Annotated in this window: 12 protein-coding genes; 7 read left to right on the forward strand and 5 right to left on the reverse strand. The window is 56.3% G+C overall.

Annotated features, from left to right (window positions below):
• Nucleotides 1–895 precede the first annotated feature (895 nt).
• Entirely contained in the window at nucleotides 896–3,391 is a 2,496-nt protein-coding gene (locus FDP25_RS08740; RefSeq protein WP_154150867.1) for a calcium-binding protein, read from the forward strand.
• A gap of 34 nt (nucleotides 3,392–3,425) precedes the next feature.
• On the opposite strand, the gene FDP25_RS08745 is transcribed toward FDP25_RS08740, so the two are convergent.
• Entirely contained in the window at nucleotides 3,426–4,154 is a 729-nt protein-coding gene (locus tag FDP25_RS08745; protein WP_246175794.1) for an ABC transporter permease, read from the reverse strand.
• A 291-nt stretch (nucleotides 4,155–4,445) separates the two neighbouring features.
• Between FDP25_RS08745 and FDP25_RS08750 the strand changes: the two genes are divergently transcribed.
• Both FDP25_RS08750 and FDP25_RS08755 read left to right on the forward strand, forming a co-directional pair.
• Nucleotides 4,446–5,492, forward strand: coding sequence for a KpsE/RkpR family capsule polysaccharide export protein (locus FDP25_RS08750; RefSeq protein WP_343032000.1), 1,047 nt, complete (start codon nucleotides 4,446–4,448; stop codon nucleotides 5,490–5,492).
• Nucleotides 5,489–6,169, forward strand: a complete 681-nt coding sequence (locus FDP25_RS08755; RefSeq protein ID WP_154150871.1) for an ABC transporter ATP-binding protein — start codon at nucleotides 5,489–5,491, stop codon at nucleotides 6,167–6,169. The genes FDP25_RS08750 and FDP25_RS08755 overlap by 4 nt, the downstream gene beginning before the upstream one ends.
• A gap of 15 nt (nucleotides 6,170–6,184) precedes the next feature.
• Here the strand turns inward: FDP25_RS08755 and FDP25_RS08760 are convergent, their stop codons facing one another.
• Genes FDP25_RS08760 through FDP25_RS08770 form a run of 3 tightly spaced genes read right to left on the reverse strand, consistent with a single transcriptional unit; the run spans nucleotide 6,185 to nucleotide 10,735 of the window.
• Entirely contained in the window at nucleotides 6,185–7,015 is an 831-nt protein-coding gene (locus FDP25_RS08760) for a hypothetical protein (protein ID WP_154150873.1), read from the reverse strand.
• On the reverse strand, nucleotides 7,012–9,414 hold the full coding sequence (locus FDP25_RS08765; protein ID WP_246175795.1) for a rhamnosyltransferase WsaF family glycosyltransferase: 2,403 nt from the start codon (nucleotides 9,412–9,414) through the stop codon (nucleotides 7,012–7,014). The genes FDP25_RS08760 and FDP25_RS08765 overlap by 4 nt, the downstream gene beginning before the upstream one ends.
• Nucleotides 9,404–10,735, reverse strand: a complete 1,332-nt coding sequence (locus FDP25_RS08770; protein ID WP_154150875.1) for a UDP-glucose dehydrogenase family protein — start codon at nucleotides 10,733–10,735, stop codon at nucleotides 9,404–9,406. Before FDP25_RS08770 ends, FDP25_RS08765 begins: the two co-directional genes overlap by 11 nt.
• A gap of 227 nt (nucleotides 10,736–10,962) precedes the next feature.
• Here FDP25_RS08770 and FDP25_RS08775 point away from each other — a divergent pair, with 227 nt between their 5' ends.
• The 4 genes from FDP25_RS08775 (at nucleotide 10,963) to kdsA (ending at nucleotide 14,877) form a co-directional block, all read left to right on the forward strand.
• Nucleotides 10,963–11,901 (forward strand): glycosyltransferase family 2 protein, encoded by a 939-nt coding sequence (locus FDP25_RS08775; RefSeq protein WP_246175796.1) that lies wholly within the window; start codon nucleotides 10,963–10,965, stop codon nucleotides 11,899–11,901.
• Complete coding sequence (locus FDP25_RS17450; RefSeq protein ID WP_425500508.1) at nucleotides 11,852–13,039, forward strand: glycosyltransferase family 4 protein; 1,188 nt, start codon at nucleotides 11,852–11,854, stop codon at nucleotides 13,037–13,039. The genes FDP25_RS08775 and FDP25_RS17450 overlap by 50 nt, the downstream gene beginning before the upstream one ends.
• A 216-nt stretch (nucleotides 13,040–13,255) precedes the next feature.
• The gene (locus FDP25_RS08785; RefSeq protein WP_154150879.1) at nucleotides 13,256–14,050 is read left to right on the forward strand and encodes a 3-deoxy-manno-octulosonate cytidylyltransferase; all 795 of its coding nucleotides are present in this window, start codon (nucleotides 13,256–13,258) and stop codon (nucleotides 14,048–14,050) included.
• Nucleotides 14,047–14,877, forward strand: a complete 831-nt coding sequence (gene kdsA / locus FDP25_RS08790) for a 3-deoxy-8-phosphooctulonate synthase (RefSeq protein ID WP_154150881.1) — start codon at nucleotides 14,047–14,049, stop codon at nucleotides 14,875–14,877. The genes FDP25_RS08785 and kdsA overlap by 4 nt, the downstream gene beginning before the upstream one ends.
• 66 nt (nucleotides 14,878–14,943) lie before the next feature.
• Here the strand turns inward: kdsA and FDP25_RS08795 are convergent, their stop codons facing one another.
• Nucleotides 14,944–15,888, reverse strand: coding sequence for a sulfotransferase (locus FDP25_RS08795; protein WP_154150883.1), 945 nt, complete (start codon nucleotides 15,886–15,888; stop codon nucleotides 14,944–14,946).
• Nucleotides 15,889–16,088: the final 200 nt, after the last annotated feature.

The raw sequence follows: 16,088 nt of genomic DNA on the forward strand, positions 1-16,088 counted from the left end.
AATTGCCCCACACGCAGACATGAACGCAGCTGCGTTCTTACGTGTCCGCAACGGTGTTTGCCGCTCAATACATACCCCAAAGAAAATCAAACGATATTTTGCATGTGCTTAGTGTGTTACACCTTTCTAATCAATCGGACCTAAAAACGGTGGGCGCCTTCGTTGGCCCCACTTTGCCCACAAAATCGCTTTACTGGCGTTCCATGTCTGTCCCGATAAGCTAACGCATGGCGTAAGAAAAGGTCGATGTATCCAGTGCCTCATTCCTGCGGCCAGAGAGTACTTCCTATATTCGCATGAGGCGGCCTCGGCTGAATTTCGTGACCTGTCGTTCCTCACATATCTGGTCGAAACAATCCTCAGACAGGTCTTCGGAAAAGAATGGTGTCGCCGAGTGCAGGGCGATGGTCCAAGGTCAGTTTCAGCCCGGCAGCACCCAACATTGCCAGCCGGACCAGTCACGCTGTTACATTTTTCGAATAAGCAACTCTCTGAGCATAGCCCCCGTTGGAGCAAGTCGCTGCGAAGCTCCGCTCCCAGTCCAAATCCCTCCACGTCCGCGCAACCCCCGTACACACCCCCCAAACCCCACCGACGGGATACCGACAAAATACCGACGTGATACCGACAGGGGTTTTTCGGCTTTTCGGGGCGAGGTCGGCCCCGACCTATCCGCCCCCTTCAAATCTCCGAGTTTCGTACGAAACTCGCGTACAAAACGTACGACTCGTACGTTTTGCACCCCTGCGGGCCGGGCGTTGTTGTGGGCGCGGTTTGGCTGCTGATTTTCGCTAAATTCTAGCCAAAGGACACCGGGTTGCCATAAAGCCTCCCCGCCCATTTCCGCCTTTGTTTGCAAGCCTTTAGGCAGGTGGAACTTTGTGGGTGTCTGGTCATGGCGGGACAAATCAATCATGTGGCAACGGTTTTTGATCGCGGGTTGGAAACCCCCTCGCCCGTGGTCACCTTCACCCACACCAACAGTGGCCCGACCCCGAAAATCACTTTGATTAATTGGGGTTACGGGGAATCGCAGGTGTTCGATCTCACCCCCACGGGGCCACAGGCGGGCGCGATGCGGGTGCTGGGCAGCGGCGATTTGCTGACCCTTGATCTGGGTAGCTATGGTACTGGAAGCATTGAAGAAATCCAGCTCGGGCAGGTGTTTGAAGACTGGCAACTGGGCCATCACAGCGCCACGCTGACCTATCTCGGAAACACCGCCCACCAAGGCGATGCTACCTCTCTCATGGCCCTGGAAACCTCCAGTGGCACCCCCCTCCTCTTCGCCGCTCCGGCCTCGGGAAGTGGCATCACGGGCTTTCGCCTGAACGGGGAAAATCTGTTATCTGACAGTGTCTTAACCCCCGATCAGGATGGGCGCTACCTCGATCGGATCGCCGACATGGCCGCCATCAACATCGGCGGGCAGGCCTATCTCTACGCCGGATCGTCCAGTGAACACGGCATCAGCGCCTGGCGCGTCAACGACGACGCCTCCCTGACCGAAATCACCCAACTCGGCCGCAACCAAAGCCTTCCCGTACAGGCCATAACCGCCCTGGACATGGTGCATGTGGGCAGCCAGCCCTTCCTCATCGCAGCCGCCGCTGGCACCTCCAGCCTGAGCGTCATGCGCATCGCCGAGGATGGCACATTGGAGGTCACCGACCACGCGATCGATACGCGGCATACAAGGTTTCGCGACGCGGCGACACTATCCGTCGTCGACCATGAAGGGCAGGCCTTTGTTGTGGTCAGCGGACGCGACGACGGACTGAGCCTGTTCACCCTGACCCAAGCGGGACGGTTGGTGCATCTTGATAGCCTTGCCGATAGCCAGATAAGCGCATTGGGCAATGTTAGTGCCTTAAAAATGCTGATCCGCGATGGCGACCTTGAGATTCTGACAACGGGCAGTGCCGATGCCGGGCTGAGCCAGTTCCGCTACGATCTCGGAGAGTTGGGCGAGGTGCGTAGCACGGCCTCGGGTAATTTGAGCGGCACCATCGGCAATGACCTTTTGTCCCTGAATGGCGGCTCAGGCCGGGTCGGCGCGGGAGGCGGCGACGACCTGATCAGTGATGGGGATGGGGTCGATACGCTGACGGGCGGGCAAGGTCAGGATACCTTTGTGATGCGGGCCGACAGGGCCCGCGACGTGATCACCGATTTCACCGCTGGCGAGGATCTGCTTGATCTGTCGGCTTGGCCCTTACTCCGTTCAGCGGATCAGATCGAAGTGACCCAAACCGCAACCGGCGCGCTGCTGCGCTATGGGCAGGAAGCGTTGGAATTGCAGAGCGGAAATGAAAGCCCGCTTGAAGCCGAACAGGTTGCGTCGTGGCTGCGGTTTGGTGCGGATCACTTCAGCGTAATTTTGGCCCCCTTGCAGGAGCCAGAGCCAAGGCCCGACCCCGAGCCGACACCGGAACCGGAGCCCAATCCCGATCCGCCACCTGAACCCGAGCCGCAACCAGAACCGCAGCCAGAACCGGGCCGTATCCTTTCAGGTAGTGACGGGCCAGACAGCATGGTCGGGGGGACCGGTAACGATTTCATAAGAGCTGACGCGGGGGAGGATACGATCGAAGGCGGTGCCGGGAACGACTCGCTTGTGGCAGGTTCGGGTTCAGACCTCGTGCGCGGAGGGCCGGGCGATGACAACATCCCGGGCAAAGCGGGGAACGACACGATTTATGGTGATGATGGTAATGATCAACTGGGAGGAAGCGATGGTTTCGATCTGATCTTCGGCGGCGAAGGCCATGATCTTGCGGGCGGCGGTGATCAGAATGATACGATGGACGCAGGCCCCGGTGACGATTGGTTTTCCGGCGGCTGGGGCAATGACATCGTGCGTGGCAATACCGGCGATGACAAGCTGGCCGGGAGTTACGATGATGATTGGGTCTACGGCGGTGACGGGAATGACTCTCTCGGTGGCGGAGAGGGCCGGGATGAGTTGTATGGCGACACCGGGAATGACGTTCTTGGGGCCGGGGAAGATAATGACAGTTTGTGGGGCGGCCTGGGCAGCGACTCTTTGGGCGGAGCTGATGGCGACGACGTGTTATACGGTGAAGAGGGAAACGATACATTGAACGGTGCGCATGGTAACGACACCCTCACAGGGGGGCTCGGTGCGGATGTGTTCTTTTTCAACAATTTCTTCTCAAGCGGCACAGATATGATTACCGACTTCGACCCAGGGGAAGATTACCTGCGGCTGGTCGGGCTGCCTTTGGGGAACGATCCGATTGGCAAGCTTGAGCCGACCGAAGGACCCCACGAGGGAAGAAGCGGTCTGTGGCTGGATTTCGGGAACAACCTGATCTTCGTGGAAGGGCTTTCCGCAGGCGATCTTGATGAAAGCCACTTTCTGTTTTGATCATGCACCAATGCCCTGCGACATCCGCCAATCCTTATAGGTTGGCGATCTCGCGATTGTAACGGCGCAACAGCAGGAGGCCGGCGGCAAAGGTGACAAGGGCAACAGCATAAACGTAAAGGGGCGAAATATAGTCGCCGACATAGGTGTTGAAGATTCCGCGGCGTACTTCGCCTACAACATGAACCAGCGGGTTCCACATCAGCCAACCTTGGTAAGGTTCGGGCACGGAATCGACCAGGAACAGTACCCCGGAAATAATGAAGAGCGGCCGGGTTACCACGGCCCAAGTCCTTTCCCACACCGGGAAAAGCGACAGCAAATAGCAGTTCAGGGTTCCAATCCCCAAAGCCAGAACAAAGGCCATGAAGAACCCATGCGCCAAGGCCACCGGATCAAACAGAATATCAACACCCGAGAACCAGATGATCGCCCCGAATACGATGCCGGCCACCATGATTTGTGTGATGCTGTTGATCAACAAACGTGCGGTCAACGCATCCAGAAAGGTGACACCGGGATAGAACATCAGTGCTTTGGAGAACCGGAGCGATACCGAGACTTTCTGACTGATATCATTATAGGCCATGAACGGAAGAAAGCCGCTGGCATAGAAAAGTGGAAAGTTGGTACCAAGCGGCGGGCTGCGCAACATCAACGAAAAGATCATCGTTAACAAAAGAATACCTGCCGCTGGCTCTAGAATGGCCCAGACATAGCCCAATGCCGAGCGGCCATAGGTCGTTGACATCTCGCGCAACATCAACGCCGAAATCGTCCTTAGGGTCGCCTGACGCCTAGGGGGTTGTGCTGGCGGCAATGGAGCACTGATATCCGATGGCATGTCTGGTGTCTGGCCGAAAGTTTGACTAATATTGGCGCTGAGTAGCCGATTTCCACGTATTAAACAACGAGTTCCCTTTTGGAAAAGCAACAGCCGAAATCGTCAGACCCTGAACCCAAGGGGTCGGACGGGCCCGCCTTCGCGCCACCAGCCAGACTTGCACGGACCAAGACACGCCATGTCATTCTGCTACTCAGCTTCATACTCTGGGTGCTGGTACCCACCAGCGGGGTTGCGGTATATCTTTATACTGTCGCCAAGGATCAATATGCCAGCCATGTCGGGTTTTCCGTCCGTCGGGAAGAAGTCGGATCGGCAATGGAGCTATTGGGGGGGATCTCGGCGCTATCGGGGTCGTCTTCGACGGATACGGACATTCTGTATGAATTTATCCGTAGTCGGCAAATGGTGCGTCTGGTGGATGATCGTTTGGATCTTCAAAGCATCTACACCGTGAATGGCGATCCCTATTTCAGCCTTGGCACGGATGCCAGGATCGAGGCCCTTGTCGAATACTGGCAACGGGTGGTCAGCGTCTATTATGACAATTCCAGCGGGCTGATCGAAGTTCGTGCCCTAGCCTTCGATCCAAAGGATGCCCACGCGATCACACAGGTCGTTTTCGACGAAAGCAGCCGCATGATCAATGAATTGTCGGCCATCGCGAGGGAAGATACCACGCGATATGCCCGCAAGGAACTTGATCAGGCCATTGACCGGCTGAAGACAACCCGTAGCAAACTGACCAAGTTCCAGAACCGGACGCGCATTGTTGATCCTACGGCGGACCTCCAGGGTCAGATGGGCCTGCTGAATTCATTGCAGCAACAACTGGCCACCGGGAAAATCGAGCTTGAACAGCTCTTGGGCAGCACGACGGTGACCGACCCGCGGGTCAAGGCCCTGCGCAAGAAGATCGCCGCGATCGAAAAGCTGATTGATCAGGAACGATCCTCGTTCAGTAGCTCCGAGACCGGATCGGATGCATTTTCACAGCTTTTTGCCCAGTTTCAGGAATTGCAGGTCAACCTTGAGTTCGCCGAGAAAAGCTATCTCTCCGCGCAAGCCGCTTATGACGTGGCTCAGGCCGAAGCGGTACGCAAGTCCCGGTATCTGGCAACCTATATAAAGCCGACGCTGGCCGAAACGGCGGAGTATCCGCGCCGTCTCGAGTTCGTGCTGTTGACCTTGGGGGCGTTGGTTCTGTCTTGGTCGATCTTGGTGATGATCTATTACTCACTGCGGGACCGGCGATGATCGAGCTGCGTAATGTCTGCAAGACATTTGTGTTGAACGGGCGCTCCAAGACTGTTGCCGACCGGATCAGCGTAACCTTCCCGCATCATACAGCCGTTGGCGTGCTCGGCCGGAACGGCGCCGGAAAGACGACCATGCTCAAGATGCTGGCCGGTTCAATGGAACCGGACTCAGGTGAGGTGAAGGTGCATGGATCCATCTCTTGGCCGGTGGGATTTGCCGGCTCGTTTCACCCGGATCTGACCGGGTTGCAAAATACCCGGTTCATCGCCCGTGTTTACGGGGTGGATACGGATGAACTTGCCGATTTTGTTGCTGATTTCTCGGAGCTCAGGGAACATTTCTATTTGCCGGTTCGAAGCTATTCTTCTGGCATGAAATCGCGTTTGGCTTTCGGCGTCTCCATGGGAATCAAGTTTGATACCTACCTTGTGGATGAAGTGACAGCGGTCGGTGACGCCTCGTTCAAACAAAAAAGCGAAGCGTTATTTCGGGCACGGATGAACGAAAGCTCCGCGGTGATGGTGACACATGCCTTGGGCCAGGTAGAGCGGCTTTGTGATCATGTCGCGGTGCTGGAGGGCGGGCAGTTGCATTACTTCACAGATGTCATGGAAGGCATCGCTTTTCATCAAGAAAACATGCACCGCGCCCCTCCGGAAACCGGGGTTCGATAGTCCTGTTCGATAAGGTTATAATGGCCGGGATACATCCAGCCGGTTATCGAAGCCGAATAATTCATGAAGCTTCTTGTTTCGATCAAGGAACAAAGCCTCGATCCAGCGGTCTCGTTCCTGGGTGCGTCCCGCATCAGGCTCATCAACCTTGTGAAACGCCGACCGGAACATCTCTTTTAATTCCGGAGCCGGGATTTCATGATTGGCCAAGGCTGCTGCAAGAGCTTCGCAATCACTCACTCTCAGTGATCGGTTCGTTTGGGTCGCCGGGACTGTCCAGTTCATGTCAGAGGGCAGGTCAAGCTGCGACTCGATCACCGGACGAATGTCGCGATGACTGGCCAAAACCAAGGAGTTTTCAGTCAAATCACTCCAAGCCTTGAGCCAACCGGCAACCGGCATATCCTGTGATCGCTTGACGGCAAATTCTTCGAAATTGCGTCCGTCATAGGCACGGCGGGCAGCGCTGAATTGGTGGAACCGCTGCTTCATGAACTGGGAATAATCGCCATAGATGAACTGGCTGAACGGGCGCAGGAAAACCACGGCCTTCAACTTGATACCCTGTGAGCGTGACAGTTGCGCCAGTGACTTCCCGCGGGGCGGTTGCGAAAAAAGGTCTTCATGGCTCAGGACGACCGTGTACGCATCATTGGCAAACATGGCATTGAGCCCTGCTTCGTTCAGCTTGGCAATTTCGGCGGCGTTTCCGGGGTGCCCGCCCTCATTATGGGGATACTCGATACCTTGGACCCTGAGTTTATCTCGGTTGTTCAGCATAACGCGCTGCAAATAGGTGGAGCCACACTTGGGGGAACCGATATGAAGAAGGATTTGTCGTGTCATGACATTTTCTTTCCATAGGACGCGACACCGGGTGTTGCACCAAGTTGCTCATGAAGACGGTCAAGCATCTTGTCCAACGGGTCACCTAACAGGGTCAGGTCGATCCGGCGGTCGGCATCGCATACGGGCGGCATATTCCAAGCCCGCAACAATGCCTCGGCCAAGGCCGGGCCAGTGGGGGCGCTTGACAAGATGGCGGGGCTGAGTGTGGCCAGATCCTTGCCACCAAAACGGTTGGTAACAACGCGCACCCCCGAAGCCGCCATTTCAATAGGCGGATGGCTGGGGTGTGGAGAATACATCAAGGTCAATCCCAAGTCGGTCCCAAGGAGGTAAGGCGGATAATCATCCCACGCCAGTTTGCCCATGCTTTCCAGAACGACACCACCGGGTAGCTTCACCGGATCATGCCGCAGGCCGATAGAGACCGGGGCAATGTCATCCGGCCCCAAGCCGCAGTCTTGGATAAACAGGCCCAGTGCTTCGATGGCGGTGGCAAACATATTCCGCGGCACTTCGGGCCGACCATACAATGCCAGCCGACGCGCCCCACTTTCAGAAGGTACGGGATTGCGTGGCGCATCCGCATATCGGGCAATGTCGATCGAGGGGTGGAATGCCAGCGCACCCGCCGTGGCAAACCCGAACCCCTGCGTCGCGAAATGATCGCGCAGAAGCGTTGTATTGAAAATCGGTTCGAATCCCAATTCATACGAGGCCATGGCATCGGCAAACTCTGGCCCCCAAGGGTAAAAATTGGGTTCGAAATCCTGTATCAGATACCAAAACCGTGTCTCGTTCAGGTCGTACTCATCAATCAAATGGCGGGCGATGTGGGCACTCCACCACGCGGTTGCCAGAATGCGGTCATCGGGATTGAGGGTAAGGCCACGACCCAGCACACCGCATTGCAATTCGATGCGGTTGGCGGCACCGCTTTCGATGGCCTCGGGTGCCAATCGCCGAGTCACGAACAGCCGTGATGCGGCGGGGTTCACCAATGGCATATCCGTGGCAATGAAGCGTACCCGGCGGCCCCGTGCGGCAAGGCCCAGACCAATATCCAGTGCCGTCGCAATACCAGCGAAGATTTCCGTCGGGTTCAGGGTCGGCACAAGGATGATGATCGCGGCATCGGTTTCAGGCGTCACGACCGGTTCCCAAGAGGGCATTTTCCGCGTGTCGATCAGGCTTTTGTAATCTTGCGGTTGCTTCGTTCCGCCGCCAATCGCACCCGTGATATCGGATTTTTTCGGCGGCACCCCCGGAGACAAGCCGTAAAGCCGGTTATCGAAGTCATCGAGGGCTTTGGGCAGCCGCGAATAAAAGGTATCGCGCAGGGTCCAGACCAGACGTCCGGCATTGACCAAGGCAAAGCCAGCAGCGATCCGGGAAAGCCGGGCATGACCTGTAAACAGCAGCCGCGCCGCGTCCAGTAGATGGGGCCCCGCCCCAAGACGGTGTCGCAGGTAGGGGCGCAATGATCCTGTTCGGGCGCTATCGACAGGTATCCCGCCATTCGCCATGGTCTCTGCCATACGGTTGTGGACAGATATTCCCAGATAGCGCGCCAGCGCATAAGGCCCTGCCTCGCGGCGCATCCATGACAGGCGTTCTTCACGACTACGCCGACGCAACCACCGACGCGCGGAGCGGTCGACGGCACCGATGGCATTCTTTTCGTGTTGACGGTAATCGACCAAGGCTTCCTGTATCAGATGCACACCCGGTCCGGGAAGCGCTTCGGCAATCAGGCCCAACCAAAGATCATGGTAGAAGTGGACACCGTTTTGCTGCGGGAAGGGCAATGCCGTTCGCAATAACCCCACCTGCATCAGTGTCGTCATCCCGGTGATGTTGTTCCGATAGAGCAGCCCACGCAGCCCCGGCGCGCGGTGTCTTCGCTCGTATCTGAACATCGAAGGATGAAGCTCGGTGCCGGAGTCATCTATGAGTCGGGCATCGGAATGCACCAGCAACGCACCGGTTCGCCGAATTTCGGCACATCCACGCGAAAGGCGCTGTGGATGCCACAGATCGTCTTGATCACTCATGGCGATCAACGGTTCTGGGCCGTCCGCTGCCTGTTTCTCACTTATTGTGAGAGCCTCTGTCAGCCCGGCCTCAAAGGCTCGTACCGCGTCAAGCTGACCGCCCGGGTTCAGGACATGCACATCAACACCGGCACCGGCGGCAGTATCGCGCAACAGGGTTTCAGAGGTCCCGTCTGCGATCACGGCAATCAGCGTAAGCGGACCGATGTCGGTTTGCTCGGCTATGGATTTGATCTGTGTCGCCAGGTGCGCAGGGTCAGGCCGGAAAACCGCCATCACCACCAGGATTGGCTGTGCATCCCGTGTCACGATGGGCCGGTCCGGCGAATGTGACTCAGAGGTCATCTTTTGCGGAATATCCGGAACGTCCGATACTTTCATAGGCAGCGAATCCAGCCTGCTTGGCATCGGCGACTGTGTAGACATTACGAAGATCCGCCATCCGCGGAACACTCATGATTTCGGCGATACGGCCCAGATCCAACGCACGGAATTCATTCCACTCGGTCAGGATGACCAGAAGATCGGCACCGCCTGCTGCATCATAGGCATCGTCACACCATGTGACCCCGGGCAAAAGCTTCTCACCTTCATGACGGCCTTGCGGGTCCGCAACCTGAACCCGCGCACCGCCACCCACGAGGGCAGGTACAATGGTAAGCGACGGCGCATCGCGCATGTCGTCGGTATTCGGTTTGAAGGTCACACCCAGCACGGCCACGGTTTTGCCATTGAAGCTTCCGTCGCAAAGATCGAGAAGTTTATCGATCATTCGACGTTTGACCTTGTCGTTCACCTCGATCACGGTCTCGGTAATGAGCATCGGAACACTGTGATCCTGACCAATGCGAGCAAGTGCATTCGTGTCCTTTGGAAAGCACGAGCCGCCATAACCGGGGCCAGCGTGCAGGAACTTGTTGCCAATACGCCCATCAAGACCCATGCCTTGTGCCACTTTTTTGACATCGGCGCCGGTGCGCTCACAAAGTGCCGCAATCTCGTTGATAAAGGTGATCTTGGTCGCCAGAAACGCGTTGGCAGCATACTTGATCATCTCGGCGCTTTCCAGATCGGTCGAGATGATGGGAAAGTCGCGCAGGTAGAGCGGGCGATAGATCTCGGCCATGACATCGGCAGCACGATCGGTCTCGACCCCCACAACGACGCGATCGGGCTTCATGAAATCGTCGATCGCGGCACCTTCGCGCAAGAACTCGGGGTTCGAGGCTACGTCGAAATCCAAATCAGGATTGGCATTTTGCACGACCTCCTTGACCTGACGGTTGGTCCCGACGGGCACGGTGGATTTGGTGACAATCACCATATAATCCTTTGCCGCACGGGCGATTTCCTCGGCGGCCGCCATGACGTAACTCAGATCAGCATGACCGTCACCGCGCCGCGTCGGTGTACCCACGGCAATGAACACCGCATCGACGCCATCGATGGCCTGTGCCAGATCATTGGTAAAGCTCAGGTGCCCGATGTCGACGTTCTTGGCCATGAGCCGATCCAGACCCGGCTCGAATATCGGAACCTCACCGCGTTCAAGCATCGCGATCTTGTCCAGGTCTTTGTCGACGCAAGTCACATCATGACCGAAATCCGAGAAGCACACCCCGGATACAAGACCCACATAACCGGTTCCAATCATTGCGATTTTCATACGAGATGCACCTTTGCAAACAAATTAACTTACCTACCCTGAAAACATGGGTTTTATCTGCTTGATCGTCTGATAATTGGTTTCAACGGAGTTATCAATGACCCGCGAACCGCCATAAGACAACCCCGGTTACACTCGCTAAGGTTGCTAGCCCCGTGCCCGGGAATCATCTATGCAGAGAGTTTGTAGAAGCGTCGGGACCGATTCCCACTGACAGGTACGGTAAAATGGACGATGTCATGACAAGGCAAGAAAAAGATGTGACCATCTTGCTTGGCGTCCGTAATGGTGAAACCCACCTGACCGAACAATTGAACAGCATCGCCCGCCAAACCAACGCCGATTGGACGTTGATCGTAAGTGACGATCAATCTTCGGATGGCAGCCAGAACATTCTGCAACGGTTTGCTACGGATCACCCTGTCACCGTCCTGAATGGGCCGGGTGAAGGTTTTGTTCGGAACTTCATGCACTTGATCAAAGCACTGCCGGGTGATCCTTCCTATGTGGCGTTCTGCGATCAGGATGATGTTTGGTTGCCAGATAAGTTGGCATCGGGGATGGATGCGCTGCGGCAAATTCCTTCTGGTGTACCAGCGCTATACTGTAGCCGGCGCATAGTCTGGAATCCGAAAATCGATAGTCGCCGATTGTCACTGGCCTATGATCGGCCGCCATCCTTTGCCAATGCCTGCATTGAAAACATCGCACCGGCCAATACAATCCTTCTCAATAGGACCGCAGCACAATTGGCACGCGAAACCGCTGAAAGTGGGGAAAAGGTTTTTGCCCACGACTGGTGGCTATATCTTTTGATTACAGGGGTCGGCGGGAAAGTCGTATATGATCCCGAACCCCATGTGCTTTATCGTCAACACACAGGCAACCAGATCGGGGCCGGAGAACAGATCGGTCGCCGCCTGAAAAACAAATTGGCGGTCTTACGCGGAAGCTATGCCGAGCGGATGAACCGCAACATTGCTGCACTCGAAGACATTGCTGACCATTTGACGCCAGAAAACAGACAGTGTCTGGCTCTGCTTTCCGAGGCGCGAAAGGCACCACTTATGCGCAGGTTGACGCTGTTGCGCCAAGCGGGAGTGTACCGTCAGGGTCGTGCGTCGATGCTGTCATTCTGGGGGGCGGCCTGTCTTGGCAAAATCTGATCGGCTTCACATCCTGTTATTGGGCGGCGATGGTGGCTACTCTGGCGTTCCGACTTATCTTGCACAACTCAGTAAGGCGCTGGGCGAACAGGCTGACCTGAGCGTAGTCGCAGACTTAAATCGCGGCGGGTATGATTTTTGTGCCGATACCGGCATAAACCTGCACGAAGTCCCGGGAATGAAAACCGGGCTATCGCCTCTACGTATGAGAAGGGCACTGCGAAAACTTAACAGAGTGATCGACGATACGGCCCCCGATCTGATCTGGGCACATGCCCGCATGAGCCTGATCCTCTTGCGGTGTCTGGCGGTTCTTCGGCGGGTGTCCGGGCGGCCAATGCCATCTTTCGCAGTCACGTATCATGGATTGCCTTTTGGTCCCGGGCACCGGCTGACAGCGTCTGTCGTGTCGCTCATACTCGAGCGTTTTTGGCTACGCATGGCACCGCCGCATCACCTCCACTTCCTATCGGACGCCGCCAAGGCTGAGTTTGCCTCTCGCGTTCCAAGGCAGAGTCTTGGCCGCCACGCATGTCACGTACTCACCAATTGCTCTGATCTTGGCCCAATCAAACCAGCGGCCCGCCCAGCGCATCCGACCCTGCTCATGTCAGGACGCAGTAGCTATCAGAAAAACCATATGGCGGCAGTCGAGCTTTTGGCCGCTTTGCCATCGAACTATCGGCTCATTCTTTGCGGTGAAGGCACCGAGACGCTGGCGCCACTGTTCGAACAGCACCAGCAGGGTTTGTCGAAAAGGGTACAATTCGTCGGGCCCGTTGCGGATGTTCGCCCACTTCTTGCCGAGGCGGATCTGTTCCTGCTGCCATCGCGTTACGAAGGTATGCCACTTGCGGCATTGGAGGCCTTCGAAGCCGGGTTACCGGTCGTTCTGAGCGATACACCCGGCATGTCCGAGATACTGGCCACGCACCCGTTGGCCCATCCGATGGATATTCGAAACCCCGCCGGGTCAGCCGGGGCCGTCGCTCAACTGGTGGACCACTTCCGCGCCAACCCCAATATTCGCCGGGACATTCATGCCGCATGGGAAAAAGCCTTTTCCAAGGCCCACTGGCGGGATGGAGCAGAAATTCTTCTGACCAAGTTTTCAACGCCCCCGGATGAACACGAATGAAGCCCTGCTGACGGTGGCAATGTCGGTTGGATAGGGCAGGACTGTCGCAACAAGGTGTCCTGCCCAGAGACAAATGAAACGCTTGCGGCGCATTGGATTGCTGTTCACAAAGACCGAAAAATCAATGTGTCGAATATGGTTGATGGTATCCGTCGACCACAGGACGTATTACATTTCAACGATCTGCTGCCGCAGACGTGCCATAGGGAGATGTCCATGAAGACAATTATCATCATTCCGGCCCGTTATGCCTCAACCCGATACCCCGGCAAACCGTTGGCTGAACTGACGTTACCCGATGGCACGCGCAAAAGCCTGATCCAAATGAGCTGGGAGGCCGCAACACAAGTTAGCGGCGTTGACGCGATCTACGTCGCCACAGATGACACACGCATTGCAGAGGCCGCAAAGGCGTTTGGGGCAGATGTTATCATGACGAGTGAAGCCTGTGAAAACGGGACCGCTCGCTGTGCCGATGCCTTGGATAAAGCGGGCATCAAGGCCGATCTGATCGTGAATTTACAAGGGGACGCGCCACTTACGCCGGAATGGTTCATCGAGGATTTGATCGCGGCGATGGCCCGTGACCCGGACGCGCAAGTGGCGACGCCGGTCTTGCAGTGCGATCCCCAGACCTATGGGATGTTCGTGGAAGACCGCAAAGCCGGGCGCGTTGGCGGCACCACCGCTGTTTTCGACCGCAACCAGCACGCCCTGTATTTTTCCAAGGAAGTGTTACCCTATATCGACCCTAGAAAGGTCCCCGAGAAGGATATTCCTGTATATCACCACGTGGGCGTCTACGCCTATCGACCTGCGGCATTGGCTGCATATACATCATGGCCGGAAGGGTCATTGGAAACCCGCGAGGGACTGGAGCAACTACGGTTTCTGGAGAATGCAACGACAGTTCGCTGTGTCATTGTCGATGGCCGTGGCCGTGTCTTTTGGGAGCTGAACAATCCAGAAGATGTGAAACGAATTGAATCCGTATTGAAAGAACGATCATGACCGACCAAAAAGTCATTCACGTGGGCGACATCGCTATCGGTGGCCAAGAACCGATTTCCTTTATCACCGGTCCTTGCCAACTTGAGGGGCTGGACCATGCCCGGATGATGGCCGAGAAGATTTCCGAGGCCTGTGCCCCAACCGGAACCCGGTTCATCTTCAAGGCCAGCTACGACAAGGCCAACCGGTCTTCGATCACGACGCAACGCGGATTGGGCATGGACGAGGGCCTGACGATCCTGAGCAAGATTCGGGACGAATTCGGCTGTCCCATTCTGACCGATGTTCACGATGCCGGACAGTGCGCGCCCGCAGGCGAGGTTGTGGACGTGATCCAGATCCCGGCGTTTCTGTGCCGCCAAACCGATCTGTTGCTGGCGGCTGGCAAGACTGGCTGTGCCATCAACATCAAGAAGGGCCAGTTCCTGGCGCCTTGGGATATGGGCAATGTCGCCGAAAAGGTCGCGAGCACGGGAAACGAGCGGATCATGTTGTGTGATCGCGGAACGTCCTTTGGGTACAACACTCTGGTCACTGATTTCCGCGGTCTGCCAACGATGGCGGCGACGGGATACCCGGTCGTGTTTGACGCGACACACTCCGTACAGCAGCCGGGTGGCCAGGGGGTCACATCCGGCGGACAACGCGAATTCGCGCCGATCCTGGCGCGCGCGGCCTGTGCGGTCGGTGTATCCGCGCTGTTTATCGAAACACACGAAGACCCGGACAATGCACCATCTGATGGACCAAACATGATTCCGGTCAATCAAATGGGGAACTTGATTGCCAGATTGCGCGCGTTCGATGCCTTGAACAAAGGCCTTTGATAACTCGGATAGCCATATCGAGTGGCGCGGACGGATGCGCAGATTTTCATGCAAAGGTACCGGTTATCACGTTTGATCACAAAGCGGCCGGCCGAGTTTTCCAACTTCTGACTGCAAGGCATGCGCGCGGGTAAGGGTGTCTTGTGTAAAATCCGACAAATCATGATCGGCGCTGCGCCCGATGGTTGACGGCTCGACCAATCCCTCGGGCAAGGGGCGATCCGCAGGCAAACCCAGAAACTTCTGTATACGAATCCAGTGTTGCGCAGGGCGAGCGCAGAAATCCTCATACTCCACGACCATAAAGCGCCCTGCCATATGGCTCATGCCATAGGAAATGGCCGCCGTGTTGGCAGCGATCCAATAGCGTAACTGCCTCACAGGTAGTGGTACGTCCGGATCTTCAGGGACTTGGTACAAATGGGCCCAATGGCGCACTTGCCAGGTGTTCTTGCTGAACGCCATATCAAGCCCGTTGCGGACAATATGGATATAGCGAAGCCCCGGGATCTGCTGATCGAGATGCGGCAAGAACACATGTGTGTTCGGTTCCTTCCAACCCCAAAGGAGGGTATCACCATTTTCAGGCACAGAACTGGCAACAAGATTATCGGCATGAACCGACCTTGCGCCGCACTGCCAATCCCCGATCGGAATCAAATCACGTCGCAATCCCTCCAACAGATCCTGCTCGGCTTGCGTCAAGCTGTCAGCAAGACCAACGGTCATCGCACGATGAAAAAGGTCGATCGATCTGGCAATGTCAGCCGGATCAGGCGCTTGCGCGACATCGGGACGGCCCCAAGCGGCACGCTTGAAAAGCACCGTGAACCAAAGATTGTCGAGCGCAGCATTGAGGCAATCGCCAATATGAACCCCTGCCGCCCGCAAAAGCGCCGCAAAAACCCGCGTACCACTTCCACCAAGCCCACCAATGGCGATGGGGGATGGGGCAAATGGGGTGAATTCGACTGAAGGAGTAGTCTTTGAGTTAGCGCTAGACCCTCTCATAAGTCAATTGTGAGATAGATATTCATATGCCTAAAACTGAGTTATAATGGTTAACACATCATTAAAATGAGAAGTTTGAACGTCTTCAACCAATACGGCTAAATCAGTACGCAGCCACTTTAGCTGCGCTCTTTTGGGGGAATTTCACGCTAATAGGTGTTCGCACTATGGCTCATGGATTTGTCGCCAGTCTGCGAGGT

The sequence above is a fragment of the Roseovarius bejariae genome, from assembly GCF_009669325.1.
GTDB lineage: Bacteria > Pseudomonadota > Alphaproteobacteria > Rhodobacterales > Rhodobacteraceae > Roseovarius > Roseovarius bejariae.

Coding starts and splice junctions, on each gene's coding strand:
- FDP25_RS08740 (WP_154150867.1), top strand. CDS start 896: ATGGCGGGACAAATCAATCATGTGGCAACGGTTTTTGATCGCGGGTTG.
- FDP25_RS08745 (WP_246175794.1), bottom strand. CDS start 4,154: ATGTTGCGCGAGATGTCAACGACCTATGGCCGCTCGGCATTGGGCTAT.
- FDP25_RS08755 (WP_154150871.1), top strand. CDS start 5,489: ATGATCGAGCTGCGTAATGTCTGCAAGACATTTGTGTTGAACGGGCGC.
- FDP25_RS08760 (WP_154150873.1), bottom strand. CDS start 7,015: ATGACACGACAAATCCTTCTTCATATCGGTTCCCCCAAGTGTGGCTCC.
- FDP25_RS08765 (WP_246175795.1), bottom strand. CDS start 9,414: ATGACCTCTGAGTCACATTCGCCGGACCGGCCCATCGTGACACGGGAT.
- FDP25_RS08770 (WP_154150875.1), bottom strand. CDS start 10,735: ATGAAAATCGCAATGATTGGAACCGGTTATGTGGGTCTTGTATCCGGG.
- FDP25_RS08775 (WP_246175796.1), top strand. CDS start 10,963: ATGGACGATGTCATGACAAGGCAAGAAAAAGATGTGACCATCTTGCTT.
- FDP25_RS08785 (WP_154150879.1), top strand. CDS start 13,256: ATGAAGACAATTATCATCATTCCGGCCCGTTATGCCTCAACCCGATAC.
- kdsA (WP_154150881.1), top strand. CDS start 14,047: ATGACCGACCAAAAAGTCATTCACGTGGGCGACATCGCTATCGGTGGC.
- FDP25_RS08795 (WP_154150883.1), bottom strand. CDS start 15,888: ATGAGAGGGTCTAGCGCTAACTCAAAGACTACTCCTTCAGTCGAATTC.